Source organism: Streptomyces sp. NPDC028907, assembly GCF_055564995.1.
Map to the genome: position 1 here is coordinate 20,104 of NZ_JBVHVE010000013.1, position 15,538 is coordinate 35,641.

A 15,538-nucleotide genomic window follows, 5' to 3' on the forward strand; every position below is an offset into this window, starting at 1 on the left:
ATGGATGCATCCGGTGCACCGTAGGCGGGTGTCCGACGTCCGCCGTACCGATGCGGTACTCCTCCTTGTCGCGCTCGTCTGGGGTTCCAGCTATCTGTCCGCCCAGACGGCGACGGCCGCGCTGCCCGTCCTGCTGGTGCTGTTCGTCCGCTACGCCCTCTCCGCGCTCGCCTGTCTCGGTCTGGTCGCCTCCCGGCGGGGCGGGTCGCGCCGGTGGACGCGCGACGAGCTGCGGGCCGGTGTGCCCCTGGGTGTGACCCAGGCGGCGGTCCTGGTCGTGGAGACGTACGGCGTCGCCCACACCAGCGCCGCCAACGCCGGTCTCATCATCAGCCTGACCATCGTCCTCACCCCGCTCCTCGACCGCGGTGGCCACCGCGGCGCGCCGCCTGCCGCGTTCTTCGCCGCGACCGGCCTGTGCGTCCTGGCCGTCGGGCTGCTGATGTCCGGCAACGGCTTCCACGCGCCGCGCCTCGGTGATCTGCTGATGCTCGGCGCCGCGGTGATCCGGGCCGGGCATGTCGTCCTGGTCGGCCGTTTGACCGCCGGCCGGGCGGTCCGCCCGCTCCAGCTGACCACGGTGCAGACCCTCGTCGGCACGGCCCTGTTCCTGCCGCTCGCCGCCCTCGACCTGCCGACGCTGGTCCACGCGGCCCCGGCGACCTGGGCCCAACTGGTCTATCTCGCCCTGTTCTGCAGTGTGTTCGCCTTCCTGGCGCAGACCTGGGCGGTGCAGCGCACGTCCGCCAGCCGCGCCAGTCTGCTACTGGGCACCGAGCCGGTGTGGGCCGTCGCGGTCGGCGTGGCCCTCGGCGGCGACCACCTCACCGCGCCGACCGGTCTCGGAGCGGCTCTGATGGTCGCCGGCACGTACTGGGGGCAGGCGGTGGAACGGGCGCACCGAGCCGCACCCGGATCACAGCTCCCCTCGCCCCGAGCCCTCGACAAAGACGATGCCAAGGACACCGCATGCCAGAGCACACCCATCACGACACCTACGAGCACCTGATCTTGCTGCTCGACTCCTCCTCCGTCGACCACCGCCTCATCGACCACGAGCCCGAAGGCGCCACCGAGGCCGTCTGCGCGCTGCGCGGGCACCCGGCCTCCGAGGCCGCGAAATGCATCGTGCTGCGGGTCAAGCCGGACCGGCGCACGACACGTCACGTCCTCGCGGTAGTCCCCGGGGACCGGCGAGTGGACCTGGACGCGGTCCGGGCGCTGTTCGGCGCGCGCTACGTCGGCTTCAGCGATGCGCAGACCGCCGAGCGGCTGGCCCGTGCGGTCCCCGGCACCGTCCTGCCGTTCAGCTTCGACCCCGACCTCGAACTGGTCGCCGACCCGGACGTCGTGGCCCAGCCGAAGCTGTACTTCAACGCGGCCCGCCTGGACCGCTCCCTGCTCATCTCGGGAGCGGACTACGAGCGGCTGGCCAAGCCCCGCATCGAGCGCATCGCAACACCGGCGTCGGTGTGACTGCCCGGCGGGAGGGCCTGAACCTGCCCGCCCGTCGCTCCTCAGACCGACTCGCCCGCCACCGTCTCTCCGGCCGGCTCCCTCAGCGGCCACGTGCCGTCGACCACCGCCGTCGCGTCGCCCTTGCGGCGCAGGAAGTTCTGGAAGTCCGCCGCCCACTCGGCGTACCACTCGATCTGGCGCAGGTGCAGCTCCGCCGGGCCGAGGGCCGCGATCTTGGGGTGGCGGCCACCTATCGCACAGGCGAGCCGGGCCGCGGCGAGGGCGTCGGCGGAGGCGTCGTGGGCGGCGTCGAGTGCGATGCCGTACTCCCGGCAGACCGCTTCGAGGTTGCGCTTGCCGCGACGGTAGCGGTCGGCCCAGCGGTCGATGGTGTACGGGTCGATGACCGGCGCGGGGTCCAGGCCGCCCAGCCGGTCGCGCAGGGACGGCAGTCCGTACCGCCGCAGTTCGGCGGAGAGCAGGCTCAGGTCGAAGGCCGCGTTGTAGGCGACGACGGGCACGCCCGTCTTCCAGTAGGTCACGAGGACGTCCGCGACGGCGTCCGCGACCTGGTCGGCGGGGCGGCCCTCGGCGGCCGCGCGTTCGTTACTGATGCCGTGGACCGCGACCGCGTCCGCCGGGATCTCGACTCCCGGATCGGCCAGCCACTCCTTGCGCCCTATGGGCTGCCCGTCCCGGACCTCGATCACGGCGGCGGTCACGATGCGCGCCTCGCGCGGATCGGTCCCGGTCGTCTCCAGGTCGAAGCCGATCAGCAGCTCACGGTGCCAGCCCATGGGCGGTCCCCCTTCTTGGTGGTGCGTTCCCCCAGTGGTCTCCACCTTCCCATGGGCCACTGACAATCAGAGGACCGCGTTCCGCTTCGCCCGCGGGACGGTTCAGGACACCGGTCGCGAATCCGCCCACATGAGCTCGAATTCCTCGCGATACGTGGGGAAAAGGCCACCTTCGTCCATCTCGCCCGACTTGACCACCCGGCTCCCGTTGCGCAGCACCAGCACCGGCGCCTCCAGCCCGCGCATCCGGCGCAGATAGGTCTGCACGACCGCGATGCCGTCGGAGCCGTCGCCGTCCACCAGGTAGGCGGTGAAGCGGGGCGTCTCGTCGAAGACCTGGATCTCGAACGCGCCCGGGTCCCGCAGCCGGGACCGGACCCGGCGCATGTGCAGGATGTTCATCTCGACGGCGCGGCTCAGCTCGCCGCGCTTGATACCGAGTTCGCGCTCGCGCCGCTTGACCGCGCTGGAGGCCGGGTTCAGGAACAGCAGCCGCACCCGGCAGCCGGACTCGGCGAGCCGCACGAGCCGGCGGCCCGAGAAGTTCTGCACGAGCAGGTTGAGGCCGATGCCGATGGCGTCGAGCCTGCGGGCGCCGCCGAAGATGTCCTCGGCCGGGAACTGGCGCAGCAGCCGCACCCGGTCGGGGTGCACGGCGACCACGTCGGCGTAACGGTCGCCGACCAGGTCCTCGACGGCGTCGATGGGCAACCGGCGCGCGGAGGGCACGTCGCCGCCCGTGCCGAGGATCTCCAGCAGGCGCGCCGAGGCCCGTTCGGCCTGGTTGAGGACCGCCTCGGACAGGGCGCGGTTGCGGGAGACGACGTTCCGGGTCACTTCGAGCTCGTCCAGGGCGAGTTCGACGTCCCGCCGGTCGTCGACGTACGGCTCGAAGCACGGCCAGTGCTGCACCATCAGCTCGCGCAGCTGGGGCAGCGTGAGGAAGCTGAGGACGTTGTCGTCGGCCGGGTCCAGCAAGTAGCCCTTGCGGCGGCTGACCTCGCGCACGGCGACCGCGCGCTGCACCCACTCCTGGCCGGCCGGTCCCGCCGCCGCGACGACCCAGTCGTCGCCGTGGACGGGCTCGTAGATGGGGCGCACGACAGCGGCCACGACCGCGCGCAGCCGCTGTTCGACGAGGTTCAGCCAGATGTAGGCCCGGCCGGCTCGCTGGGCGCGGGTGCGCACCTCGAGCCAGGCCTCGGTGTCCCAGTCCAGCTCCGGGCCGATGGAGCTGGTCTCCATCGGCCGGGCCAGGGACACCGTGCCGGGCGGGACGTCTGCGGAGTTCCCCTCGTGACCCTCGTCACCAGGGGGCAACTCCAGCCCTCCCGAGCCCACCCGCGCACCGCCTTCCGCTCCCCCGAGCATCCCCGTCCCAACGATCAAGGAAGGGTACTCCGGGAGCGGCGGGCGGTGCAGCCGGATGGACAGGGTCGTTTCTCAACTGTCCCGGCCGACGTGCCCGTTGATGCCCTTGAGGTCCGCCGGAGTGAGCGGATTCATAGCGGTCACGTCACGCGGGGCGATCGAGAAGCCCTGCCAGTGGACCGGCATCGGCTGCTGGTCCTCGTCCCGCACGATGTGGTGGAAGCCCACGTTCATCCAGAGCACGGGGTGGGTGAGGGCCTGCCCGTTGACCCACTTGTCGACGGAGTCGGGGTGCCCGGCGGGGCAGGCGCCCAGGTTGCCGCTGGCGTACTGCTCGCACTTGTTGTACTCGGTGAAGTACACGTCGTGGTTGGTGAAGGGGCGGCCCGGATACTTGGTCTGGGCGCCCGGGACGAGCTCGTACGAGCGCGCGTGGCCGTCCTTGTTCTTGCCCGACTGGCTGACCACCCGCCACCAGCGCATGTTCTTGGCGTCGCCCGCGAGTTCCTTGGTGACCTTCGTGAGCGTCGTCTTGTTGGTCGGACCCCGGTCGCCCGCGGCCGGACTGACCTTCGAGTCGTACTGCTCGACGCGGGTCTTGGAGGAGCCGTCGAGACCGAAGTCGAGCCGCCAGAAGACGTTGTGGCTGTGGCTGTCGGCGTAGTCCTTGGCGCCCTTGCCGATGGGCCAGCCGCGGCCGTCACCGGCGTCGTAGTCCTCCGGGGCGAGGCTGCCGGTCGCGCCGACGTTCATGGTCATGGTGCCGTCGTCCTGGAACCGCCACTCGGTGATGTACTCGTACCAGCTCACCTTGTTGACGGTGTAGAGCAGCAGGTCCTTGCCCTGGGCCTGGTAGGTCTTGCCGATGTTCCCGTTCGGCGGCTCGGTCTGCAGGTGGTACGCGTGGCCGCGCGAACGCGTCGTGGCGCACAGGCCCTTGACGTTCTGCGAGTTGGAGTACATGGGCTCGCGGACCTTGACGGTCTTGATGGTGCCGCCCGGGCATTCGGCGGGCTTCATGTTCAGCAGGCCGTTGCCGAAGTTGTAGTCGGTCACGTCGTTGAACTCGGAGTCGCCGTCGTCGTACGGCACATGGATCTGGGCCAGCTTGGCGCTGTTGAGGACCTTGATCGGCTTGGCCTCGCCGGGCGGCTGGTAGGAGATGTCCTCCAGGGCGACACCGGACGTGCTGTTGAAACGCCAGCACATCCGCCAGGTGGTGCCCGTGGAGAGCTTCTGCTCGATGCGGAAGGCCGCGCTGCAGTTGGGGGCCGGGGCGGCGGCCGCCTTGGGCTGGGCCGCGGCAGGTCCCGCCCCGGTCGTCGCGCCGGCGGCCAGCGCCGCCAGGGACAGACCGAGGGCCGCCCGCCTGCGGGCACGGCTGATTCTGTTGACGCGCATGAAGAGGTGACTCCCTTACAGGAGGTGCGGAGTTGGAAAAGTGAACGGACGCCGGCTCAGCCGAGCCGGATCACCTTGCGGGCGCTCAGGTCGATCACGAAGTCCCGGGCGTCGACCCATGGGCCGTTCTTGACCTTCGGGAACAGCCGGGTGCAGCGGTGCTCACCGCACTTCTCGACGGACGCCGACCCGCCCGGAGCGGCCCGGTACACCATGCTGCTCAGCTGGAGCTGGTTGGGCGAGGTGAGCTCCTTGCCGGTGGCGTCCTTGTAGTCCGCCTTCAGATCGGCGCCCAGCGGGTCGGCGATCAGCAGCTTGGCGGCCTCGGCCTGCTCGGCGAGGCTCAACGGCGGCTGGACGCCACGCTGGGTGGCGGTCCGCTCGACCTTGCCCGTGTCGAGGTTGACGGTCCTGGTGACGAGGGTGTCGTCCTGGTAGTCGTAGACCGTCACGTCGGCGCGCCGGGGCGCGCTCGCGTCGTCGACCTCGTCGGCCTCCGGCTCGGCCAGCTGGACATCGATGCGCTGCGGGCCGCGCGCACCCCTGACGTTCTCACTGCGGTCGACGAGCTGCCGGTTCACCGCGAGCTTCTCGACCCGCGCGATCTCGTCGTCGGTCAGCGGATCGTTGCCCTTGCCCCGGTCGCCCTCGGCCGGCGCCGCCTCGACCACGCCGGGCTGCACGGCCGCGGCGCCGTCCCGCCCCTGGGCCGCCTGCTGGGCCGACCGGCCGCTGCTGTCGGTCCCGCCCGTTGTGTCCGCCCCCGCCGTACCCGGCAGGGTGACTCCGATCATCACGGCGGTTCCCGCCACCGCGATGGCCGCACCCGCCACCACCTTGCCCAGATGGCGGTGCACTATCTCGCGCACATCTTCCCCTTACTCCCCCAACATCCACGGGAGTACGTGTTTGCCCCACTGGTTCGGCATACCGCGTATGCACTGGTCGGCCGGTAAGAGGGACGTAAGTCATAGGTGGTTCCATCACTTTCGGGGAGACTCGACGTCAAGGCGCCCCCGACGGCGCGCTCCAGCTGAAAGAGTCGTGTCCATGCAGGTCTGGCCTGGAGAGGCATACCCACTCGGTGCCACCTACGACGGCGCCGGCACCAACTTCGCGGTCTTCACGGAGGCCGCGGACCGAGTAGAGCTGTGTCTGCTGCACGACGACGGCTCGGAGACGGCGGTGGAACTGCGGGAGAGCGACGCCTTCGTGCGGCACGCGTACGTGCCGGGCGTCATGCCGGGACAGCGCTACGGCTTCCGGGTGCACGGCCCGTACGCCCCGGAGCGCGGTCTGCGCTGCAACTCCGCGAAGCTGCTGCTGGACCCGTACGCCAAGGCGATCAGCGGCGCGATCCGCTGGGGCGAGGAGGTGTACGGCTACCACTTCGACGCACCCGACCGGCGCAACGACCTGGACTCGGCGCCGCACATGATGTCGTCGGTCGTGGTGAACCCGTACTTCGACTGGGGCGACGACCGCCGGCCGCGCACCGAGTACCACCACACGGTGATCTACGAGGCCCATGTGAAGGGCCTGACGATGCGCCACCCGGGGCTGCCGGAGGAGCTGCGCGGCACCTACGCCGCCCTCGCGCACCCGGCGCTCATCGAGCATCTCACCGAGCTGGGGGTGACGGCGCTCGAGCTGATGCCGGTCCACCAGTTCGTCAACGACCACCGGCTGGTCGACATGGGCCTGAACAACTACTGGGGCTACAACACCATCGGCTTCTTCGCCCCGCACAACGCGTACGCCTCCTGGGGCGACCGCGGTCAGCAGGTCCTGGAGTTCAAGTCGGCGGTGCGGGCGCTGCACGAGGCCGGTATCGAGGTGATCCTCGACGTGGTCTACAACCACACCGCCGAGGGCAACCATCTGGGCCCCACGCTGTCCTTCCGGGGACTGGACAATCCGCAGTACTACCGGCTCACCGACGACCCGCGCTACTACATGGACACGACCGGGACCGGGAACTCGCTGCTCATGCGGTCGCCGCACGTCCTGCAGCTGATCATGGACTCGCTGCGGTACTGGGTCACCGAGATGCATGTCGACGGCTTCCGCTTCGACCTCGCGGCCACCCTGGCCCGGCAGTTCCACGAGGTGGACCGGCTGTCGTCGTTCTTCGATCTGGTGCAGCAGGACCCGGTGGTCTCCCAGGTGAAGCTGATCGCCGAGCCGTGGGACGTGGGCGAGGGCGGCTACCAGGTGGGCAACTTCCCGCCGCTGTGGACCGAGTGGAACGGCAAGTACCGCGACACCGTACGGGACCTGTGGCGCGGCGAGCGCCGGGCGCTGGCGGAGTTCGCGTCCCGGCTGACCGGCTCCTCCGACCTGTACCAGGACGACGGCCGGCGCCCGCTGGCCTCCATCAACTTCGTGACCTGCCACGACGGATTCACGCTGCACGACCTCGTCTCGTACAACGACAAGCACAACCATGCCAACGGTGAGGACAACCGGGACGGCGAGAGCCACAACCGGTCCTGGAACTGCGGGGTGGAGGGTGAGACCGACGATCCCGCCGTCCTGGAGCTGCGCGCCCGCCAGATGCGCAACTTCGTCGCCACGCTGATGCTGTCCCAGGGCGTGCCGATGCTGAGCCACGGCGACGAGTTCGCGCGCACGCAGCACGGCAACAACAACGCGTACTGCCAGGACAGCGAGCTGGCCTGGGTGAAGTGGCTCGACTCGGAGGGCCGCGCCGAGGACGGCGACGGCGGGCTGCTCGCCTTCACGCGCGCGATGGTGTGGCTGCGACGGGACCATCCGGTCTTCCGCAGACGGCGCTTCTTCCACGGACGCCCCGTGGAGGGCACGCACGACGACCTGTCGGACATCGCCTGGTTCACCCCGCAGGGCAAGGAGATGGCCCAGCGGGACTGGGACCGGGCGCAGGCGTCGGCGCTGACCGTGTTCCTCAACGGCAACGCGATCTCGGAGCCGGGCCCGCGCGGGGAACGCATCAGCGACGACTCGTTCCTGCTGATGTTCAACGCCTCCCCGAAGACCCTCGACTTCGTCGTGCCGGTCAACCACGGCCGTCAGTGGCAGGTGGTCGTCGACACGGCCCGCACGGACGGAGTACCGCCGGGGACGGGCGCCAAGGTGCAGGCCGGGGAGCGATTGACGCTGGTGGACCGCAGCATGACGGTGTTGCAGCGGCCGGTCTAGACCGGTTCACCCAGCCGGCCGCGCGTCGGGTTCGCGCGTGTGGCGGTCGCTTTCGGCGGTCCGTCCGGTGTACGACTCCGGGCGCGCCGTCAGCGCGATCAGACAGGCGAGCCCGGCGGCGAGGCTGCCCGCGCCGAACGCCGCCGCGGGGCCGTAGGACTCGGCGAGCCGGCCCGTGACGGCGACGGCCAGCGCCTGTCCGCCGACCAGCGCGCTCGTCGCCACCGCCATCGCCTCGGCCAGCCGCGCGGGTGGCACCACGCGCTCGGTGAGCCCGAACGCCGTGATGAGGTGCGGGGCGTAGGCGACGCCCAGGACGACGACGGTGGCGTAGAGGGCGGCGAGGCCCTCCGTCCACAGCAGCGGGAGCGACAGCACGCATGCGGCCGCGGTGGCCGCCCGCCAACGCGTGGTCAGTCCGACACGGGCGGGCACCGCGGCCATGGAGAGCCCGGCGACCGCGCTCATCACTCCCATGGCGGCGTACACGAGCCCCGCCTGGTCGGGCTGTCCGAGGCGCTCGGTGAGGGCGGTGATGCCGGCTTGGCATGCGCCGAACATGGCGCCTTGGAGGGCGAGGGCTGCTCGGAGGGGGTGGACGGAGCGGTGGATGCGGGGTGGGGTGGGGGTGGGTTGTCCTGTCGGGGGCGGTGGGACGGCACCGGACCGTCGTTCCGCCACCGGGGCCACGGACGTGGGCCGTGTCGCCACCGCCGTCCGATGCAGCGCGAACCCCGCGCCGCACGAGGCCACGAGCACCGCGGCCCCTCCCAGAGCGAACCCCGGATGCGCGGTGACCGCCGCCAGCCCGACCAGGGCGGGCCCCAGGACGAAGGAGATCTCGTCCAGCGTGCTCTCGAAGGAGAGCGCGGCACTCACCGTGGAGTCGCGAGCCCCGCCACCGCGCGCGAGGGCGACGAGGCGAGCGCGGGCCATGGGTCCGATCTGCGGCACCGTCGCCCCGGCCGCCGCCCCCAGCACGGCCAGTACCGCCGTGGGCAGCCCCGCGAGCGCCCCGGCGACCAACCCGGCGATCGCGAGGGCGTTGGCCAGACAGAAGGTGAGGACGACCGTGCGCTGGCCGTGACGGTCGGCGAGCCGGCCCACCAGCGGACCGCAGGCCACCTGGCCGACGGCGAGCGCACCGCCGGTGAGGCCGGCGGCGGCCAGGGAGCCGCTGGTCCGTGCGACGAGCAGGACGCTGCCGAACTGGATCGTGGCGGTCGGCAGCCGGGCGAGGAAGGACATGACCGGCAGCAGCGGCCCGGTCAGGCCGATCACCTCACGGTATGCCGCCGATGTGCCACGCCCTGCGGTGCTCCCCGTCTTGCCCATCGCTCGAAGCTAGGCGCGCGCGTGGGCCCACGTGGAGGGGACGATGACACGAAGGGCGGCGGGGCGGGTACGTAGGTTTCCATGACACCTGAGCGACCTGACCCGATGGTGCCGACCGCCACCTACCGGCTGCAGCTGCAGCCCGCGTTCCCGTTCGAGGCCGCGGCGGCGGCCGTGCCGTACCTGGCCTCGCTCGGCGTCTCGCATCTGCATCTGTCCCCGGTCCTGGAGGCGGTTCCGGGGTCGGGGCACGGCTATGACGTCGTGGACCACGCGCGCGTGCGTGAGGAACTGGGCGGTGAGGAGGGGCTGCGCGCGCTCGCGCGGACCGCGCGTGAACACGGTCTGGGCCTGGTGGTGGACATCGTGCCGAACCACATGGCCATGGCCCCGCGCCACAACAGCGCCCTGTGGGAGGTGCTGCGCGAGGGCCCCAAGTCGCCGTACGCGCGATGGTTCGACATCGACTGGGAGGCGCAGGGCGGCCGGGTGCTGCTGCCGGTGCTGGGGCGGCCGCTGGGCGAGGAGTTCGCTCACCTGGGGGTGGACGGTGACGTCCTGCGCTACTACGACCATGTGTTCCCGCTGCGCGAGGGCACCGAGGAACTGCCGCTGCCGCAGCTCCTGGACGCCCAGTGGTACCGCCTGGCGTGGTGGCGACTGGCCCGTACGGAGCTCAACTACCGGCGGTTCTTCAGCATCTCGGAGCTGATCGGGGTGCGGGTCGAGGACCCGGAGGTGTTCGACGCCACCCACGCCAAGGTCCTCGGCCTCCTCCACGAGGGCGTGATCGACGGGCTGCGCATCGACCATCCCGACGGCCTCGCCGACCCCGACGGCTACCTTCAGCGCCTTCACGAGGCGACCGGCGGGCGCTGGACGGTCGTGGAGAAGATCCTGGCGGACGGCGAGCACCTGCCGGCCTCCTGGCCCGTCGCGGGCACCACCGGCTACGACGCCCTGCGCTACGTCGACGGCCTGTTCACCGACCCGGCCGGGTTCGGGGAACTCCTCGGCCAGTACCGGCGGTTCGCGGCCCCGCAGACGGACCGGGGCGGCGACTGGGAGGCGACGGTGCGGCGGGCGGCGTACAAGGTGCTCACGCACGAGCTGGCCACGGAGGTGGACCGGCTGACGCGGGTGGCCGGCCGCCTGTGCGCCACGTCGCCGGAACCCGCGCTGCGCGACCGGGCGCCTTGGGCCCTGCGCACCGCCCTTCTGGAACTCCTCGTCCGGCTGGAGGTCTACCGGCCGTACGCCTCCGGTGACGCGGCCCGCGTGGTCACCGAGGAGGCCGCCGCCGAGGCCCGGCTCGCGTTCGTGGTGCCCGAGGAGGCGGGCGCGGTCGACGTCGTGCGCGACCTGGTGCTCGGGCGGGCCGGTGACGGGCCGGAGCACGTGGAGTTCCGGACGCGGTTCGCGCAGACGGCGTCGGCGCTGCGGGCCAAGTCCGTGGAGGACACGGCGTTCTACCGCCATGTGCCGCTGCTGTCGGCGACCGAGGTGGGCGGCGACCCGGGGAGCCCCGCGGTCTCGCCGGACGAGTTCCACGCGTACTGCGCGCGCGTGCAGCGCGACTGGCCCGGGACCGGGACGGTCGTGTCGACGCACGACACCAAGCGCAGTGCCGACGTACGGGCCGCGCTGGCCGTGCTCACGCAGTGCCCGGAGCGGTGGGCGGACGTGCTGACCGAGGTGACGCGGGACGGGGAGGGCGTGCCGGACGCGCAGCTGGCGTGGGCCGCGTGGCAGACGGTGTTCGGGCTGGGCGAGGCGGACGTCGAGCGGGTGCAGGGGGCGCTGTTGAAGCATGTGCGCGAGGCGGGGTTGTTCACCAGCTGGACGGAGCAGGAGCCGCCCTACGAGGAGGCGGTGGCGGCCTTCGTCGCGGCGGGGCCGTGCGGTGCGCCCGGAGAGCGCGTGATCGACTTCCGGAACCGTCTGGGGCCGCACGTGCGGGCGAACGTGCTGGGCATGGCCCTGGCCCAGTTGACCATGCCGGGTGTGCCGGACGTCTATCAGGGCACGGAGGGCGAGTACCGGGCTCTGGTGGACCCGGACAACCGCCGGGCCGCCCGGTTCCCGCACGAGGACCCGGGTGAGAAGGGCGCGGTGACGACGGCCGCGCTCAGGCTGCGCAGGCGGCGCCCGGAGGTGTTCGGGGACTCGGCGTCGTACGCGCCCTTGGCCGCCGAGGGCCCGTCGGCCGCCCACTGTGTGGCCTTCGCGCGCTCCGGAGAGGTGGTCTCCGCCGTGACCCGGCTGTCGCTGCGGCTGGCACGGTCGGGTGGCTGGCGCGACACCGTGCTGCCGTTGCCGCCGGGGCGATGGGCCGATGTGCTCGCTCCGGAGCGGGAGTTCACCGGGCACGCGCGCGTGGAGGAGTTGTTCGGGCGGCTGCCGGTGGCGTTGCTCGAACGGGTCGGCGGTGAGGCGGCGGGGTGAGGCGGGCGCGCTGACGGGGCGTACGGCCGTGTGGCGCGCGGTGGCCTCGTGCCCGCGACCGGCTCGGGCCCGCGTGCGCTCCGGGGGCTCGGGTACGGCGGCCGGCGCGTGGTGACCAGCGTCGAGGTCCGCCGCCCGCCCGGGTTCCCGGCAGGCATCGGTGCAGGAAACGGGTGGGCGACGGCACGGCAGTACGGACCCGGTACCCCCGCCGACGGTGACCGCCCCACCGTCCGGCGGTCAATGCAACCGGGCGCCCTCGGGAGCCTCCCCCGTGGACTCCTTGACAGGTAAACCAGACCGTGGGGTACTGCGGATTGCGAGCCGGGCGGACGTAACGGGGGTGAGTCTCCTGCCGGAGCCGCGCTACCCCACCCTGACCGAACTAGTCCTGTCCGCGCGCGCACTGGCCGCTCACCGGGCGGGCCTGTGCACGCTGAGACAGGTGGGGGCCTCCCGGGCGGGCAGACCCCTCCACCTGCTGTCCATCGGTCACGCCCGACGTGCCGTCCTGGTGGTCGCCGGAGCGCATTCCAACGAGCCCACGGGCGGCCCCACGCTCCTGGCGGTCGCCGAACGTGTGCTGCACGACCGTGAGTTGCGGGCCGACATCTCCTGGCACTTCCTGCTGTGCGCGGATCCCGACGGGGCGAGCCTGCATGTCACGCCGGCGCCTCGCACCCTGTTCGACTACCACCGCGGCTTCTTCCGGCCGGCGGCCCCGGAGCAGCCGGAGTGGGCGCCGGCCGCACTGCCGCCCGACCGGTTGCCGCCCGAGACGCGGGCGCTGACCCGGGTCATCGACGAACTGCGCCCCTACCTCCAGGTGACGCTGCACGGGACGGATCTGGGTGGCAGCTGGGTGCAGTTGACGAAGGACGTGCCCGGGCTCGCCGAGCCGTTCGCGAAATCGGCGGCGCAGCTGCACATCCCGGTGGAGACCGGTGCCTCGGACGCGGCGGGCTGGCCCGCGTCCGGGCCCGGTGTGCACGTGATGCCGGCGCCGGGCGCGGGGGCGGCGTATCCGAGCATGCCGGACGACGCGCGCAGCAGCACCTGGTACCGCGTGCACCGGTACGGCGGGCTGACCGCGGTCGTGGAGGTGCCGATGTGGGCGAGCGACCTGGTGGACGACCCGGCGCCGCATCCGGCGCCGGCCAGGGCGATGCGGCGGCTGGCGGCCCGGCTGCTGCGGGACTCGCTGGAGGTGGAGCGGGTGCTCGCCGAGGCGCTCCCCCGTCTGGAGGGGGTCGACGGACCTCTGCTGCGGGCGTCGAAGTGGGCGCTGGAGCTGGTGCCGGGCCTTGCCGCCGACTGGACGCACACACCGCCCGCCGACAACTCCATGGCGTACGTCGGGAGCGTGGACGCCTTCGGGCGCCGGCTGCCGTTGCGGGCGGCGGCCATGCTGCTGCGCGTACTTCAGGAGGCCGACGACCGTGGGGCGCAGCGTCTCGAACATCTCGTGGCGAGCTGGAGCGACGCCTTCGCCGAACGCTTCCGCGCCCGCTGGGTGCCCCTGGAGCACCAGGTCGAGCACCAGTCCCGCACGGTCGTCGCGGCAGCCCTGCACGCGCGCGACGGAGCGGCGTGAGCCGTGCCGGCCCGGATCACCGGGCGGCGCGAGCCGTGCCGCGGTACGCGCGCGTGCGGCCGTGTGGCCCACGGCGTCAGCCGTCCAGCGCGAACACCGACCCCGTCCGCGCCCCCATCGCACACCCGTTGGCGAAGGTCTCGCGATACTCGACCGGCCGGCCGTTCCACTCCCCGCGCGCGTGGACGGTAACCGGCGCGTAGATCATCGGGCAGAACGCGTCCACCGTGCGGAGCCTGCTGATGTCACCGCCCACCCGCTCCAGGTCGGCGCAGGCCTCGGCCGCCTTCCCGTGGCCCTGCGGCGGGTCGCACAGCAGCAGCGTGCCGTGCGGGTCGCCGTGACGGGCGTCGCCCCGGGTGACCGTCAGGTAGAGCCAGCTTCCCGGCTGGGGGTCCTGGACCACCGCCCGCGCGGGAGCCGCGCCGAGGACGAGCATGGCGGCCGTCGCCAGCAGGCCGCCCCGTACCGCTTTCGCCGTGAATGAATGCGTCATTCCCGATGCATCGGCACGGCGGCCCCGGCATTCCAGCCCGACTCACCCGAACGGGAGCACGCGGGCGCGTGCCGCCCGGCGAGCTCGAACGCGGCGAGCACGATCCGCGCCTGGTACTCCACCTGGCGGGCGACCGGTATCCAGCGCGCCCCGCAGCCGTCGCGGTAGTCCTCGCACCACTCCTCGATGAGCCGGTCCAGCTCGGGCAGCGCGCCGGCCGGGTCGCGCCCGGCGCCCGTCACGAGCTGGTGCAGCAGCCCCGCGGTCCGCAGCGCCAGGCGCCGCCCGGCGATGCGCAGGGCGGCCAGGTGGGCGGTGCTGAGCGGGGGAAGGGGGTGTACGCCGACCGGGTCCGTGACGTCGGGGTCCCAGGTGTCGGCGAGCCCGGGGCAGACCAGTAAATAGTCGTCGACCGGGGCGAGCAGCCGGGCCGTCTCGGGTCCGGCGGGGAGGTGTGGCCGCAGGCGTTCCAGCAGCCCGTTCAGGACGCCGGTGTCGTGCCGCAGGGTGTGGCTCACCCTGCGCAGGACCGTTTCCTCATCGGCGTGCGGGGCGCCGTCCTCCACACCGGCCACACCCCACATGGGCGCCTCGACGACCGCCGTGACCGTGCCGTGCCGGTACGGGTGGAACCACGTCGACTCGACGGCCGCCTCGGTGATGGCGGCGGCCAGGTCGCCGCGGCGGGGCCTGGGGATCCGGTAGACGGCGGGTCCCAGTTCCGGCCAGTACAGGGTGTCGTAGGGGCCGAGCTCGCGGGGGATACCGAGGCGGGCGGCGGTGTGCGCGACGCGCTGGGCGAGGCCCGGCAGGTCGTGAGTCAGCTCGACGAAGCCGCCGCCGACGTCGACGCCGTGCAGGGAGCACTGCAGAAAGGGCCGCAGTTCGTCCTGGAGTTCGAGCAGCGCGCGGGTCTCGGGCAGGGTGGCCCGGTCCGCGCCGTCCGGCAGCCATTCGGGCTGCTCCAGGAAGCCGGGCCGGAAGAAGTGCCGGAAGTAGGCGGAGAGGGCGTAGGGACCGTGCAGCCAGCCCTCGTTCCGGCGCAGGCCGTCGGGGTCGAGACACAGCAGCAGGTTCCAGGTGGCGTCGGCGCCCTCGTGCAGTCGCGGATCGGCGAGCACTCGTTCGGCCAGCCGGAGCACGGTGGCGCCGCCGACCGGCTCATTGGCGTGCGGACCGGCCACGACGAGGGCCTGACGGCTTCCGTGGCCGACGGACAACAGCCACAGGGGCGTCCCCCCGCGGGACGTCCCGACGCGGCGCAGACGCGCGTCGTGGGGGCGGCGGGCGACGAGCGCGGCCGCCCGGGCGCCCAGCTCGTCGACGCTCGGGTAGCGGAGGAGTGGCGGCAGGGCACACCTCCACAATGCGGTGCCGTCGGTTCACCTGATGTGCATGGTGTACGCACAGTCAGTCACGAGTTGACGACCACGTCAACACCACAGAGGGCAAAGGGACTTG

General features: G+C 72.3%; 12 protein-coding genes. 5 read left to right on the forward strand and 7 right to left on the reverse strand.

The window, feature by feature from the left end; all coding sequences use genetic code 11:
• The first annotated feature begins 28 nt into the window (after positions 1-28).
• Together ACZ4UU_RS33365 and ACZ4UU_RS33370 are read left to right on the forward strand one after the other, a co-directional pair.
• Positions 29-1,009: a DMT family transporter gene (locus ACZ4UU_RS33365; RefSeq protein ID WP_471907117.1), complete on the forward strand. Its 981-nt coding sequence runs from the start codon at positions 29-31 to the stop codon at positions 1,007-1,009.
• Positions 970-1,476, forward strand: a complete 507-nt coding sequence (locus ACZ4UU_RS33370) for a YbaK/EbsC family protein (protein WP_471907118.1) — start codon at positions 970-972, stop codon at positions 1,474-1,476. Before ACZ4UU_RS33365 ends, ACZ4UU_RS33370 begins: the two co-directional genes overlap by 40 nt.
• A 41-nt stretch (positions 1,477-1,517) precedes the next feature.
• Here ACZ4UU_RS33370 and ACZ4UU_RS33375 read toward each other — a convergent pair whose 3' ends face one another.
• The 4 genes from ACZ4UU_RS33375 to ACZ4UU_RS33390 form a co-directional block, all read right to left on the reverse strand.
• Positions 1,518-2,255, reverse strand: a complete 738-nt coding sequence (locus ACZ4UU_RS33375; protein ID WP_471907119.1) for an exonuclease domain-containing protein — start codon at positions 2,253-2,255, stop codon at positions 1,518-1,520.
• A 102-nt stretch (positions 2,256-2,357) separates the two neighbouring features.
• A complete protein-coding gene (locus tag ACZ4UU_RS33380; RefSeq protein ID WP_383447089.1) occupies positions 2,358-3,626 on the reverse strand; it encodes an SAV2148 family HEPN domain-containing protein in 1,269 nt (422 codons plus the stop codon).
• A 72-nt stretch (positions 3,627-3,698) separates the two neighbouring features.
• Positions 3,699-5,027 (reverse strand): copper amine oxidase, encoded by a 1,329-nt coding sequence (locus tag ACZ4UU_RS33385; RefSeq protein WP_471907120.1) that lies wholly within the window; start codon positions 5,025-5,027, stop codon positions 3,699-3,701.
• Positions 5,028-5,083: 56 nt separating this feature from the next.
• Entirely contained in the window at positions 5,084-5,896 is an 813-nt protein-coding gene (locus ACZ4UU_RS33390) for a Tat pathway signal sequence domain protein (RefSeq protein WP_471907121.1), read from the reverse strand.
• Between the two features lie 181 nt (positions 5,897-6,077).
• On the opposite strand from ACZ4UU_RS33390, the gene glgX reads away from it, so the two are divergent.
• The gene (gene glgX, locus ACZ4UU_RS33395; RefSeq protein ID WP_471907122.1) at positions 6,078-8,207 is read left to right on the forward strand and encodes a glycogen debranching protein GlgX; all 2,130 of its coding nucleotides are present in this window, start codon (positions 6,078-6,080) and stop codon (positions 8,205-8,207) included.
• 6 nt (positions 8,208-8,213) lie between these two features.
• Here glgX and ACZ4UU_RS33400 read toward each other — a convergent pair whose 3' ends face one another.
• The gene (locus tag ACZ4UU_RS33400) at positions 8,214-9,542 is read right to left on the reverse strand and encodes an MFS transporter (protein ID WP_471907123.1); all 1,329 of its coding nucleotides are present in this window, start codon (positions 9,540-9,542) and stop codon (positions 8,214-8,216) included.
• Between the two features lie 81 nt (positions 9,543-9,623).
• Between ACZ4UU_RS33400 and treY the strand changes: the two genes are divergently transcribed.
• A complete protein-coding gene (gene treY, locus ACZ4UU_RS33405; protein WP_471907124.1) occupies positions 9,624-11,987 on the forward strand; it encodes a malto-oligosyltrehalose synthase in 2,364 nt (787 codons plus the stop codon).
• A gap of 343 nt (positions 11,988-12,330) precedes the next feature.
• On the forward strand, positions 12,331-13,581 hold the full coding sequence (locus ACZ4UU_RS33410) for a M14 family zinc carboxypeptidase (RefSeq protein ID WP_471907125.1): 1,251 nt from the start codon (positions 12,331-12,333) through the stop codon (positions 13,579-13,581).
• Positions 13,582-13,657: 76 nt separating this feature from the next.
• Here the strand turns inward: ACZ4UU_RS33410 and ACZ4UU_RS33415 are convergent, their stop codons facing one another.
• Both ACZ4UU_RS33415 and ACZ4UU_RS33420 read right to left on the reverse strand, forming a co-directional pair.
• Positions 13,658-14,077, reverse strand: coding sequence for an SSI family serine proteinase inhibitor (locus ACZ4UU_RS33415; RefSeq protein ID WP_471907126.1), 420 nt, complete (start codon positions 14,075-14,077; stop codon positions 13,658-13,660).
• Positions 14,074-15,444 carry a M14 family zinc carboxypeptidase gene (locus ACZ4UU_RS33420; protein ID WP_471907127.1) on the reverse strand — a complete coding sequence of 457 codons (1,371 nt, stop codon included), beginning with the start codon at positions 15,442-15,444 and terminating at the stop codon, positions 14,074-14,076. Before ACZ4UU_RS33420 ends, ACZ4UU_RS33415 begins: the two co-directional genes overlap by 4 nt.
• Between the last annotated feature and the right edge of the window lie 94 nt (positions 15,445-15,538).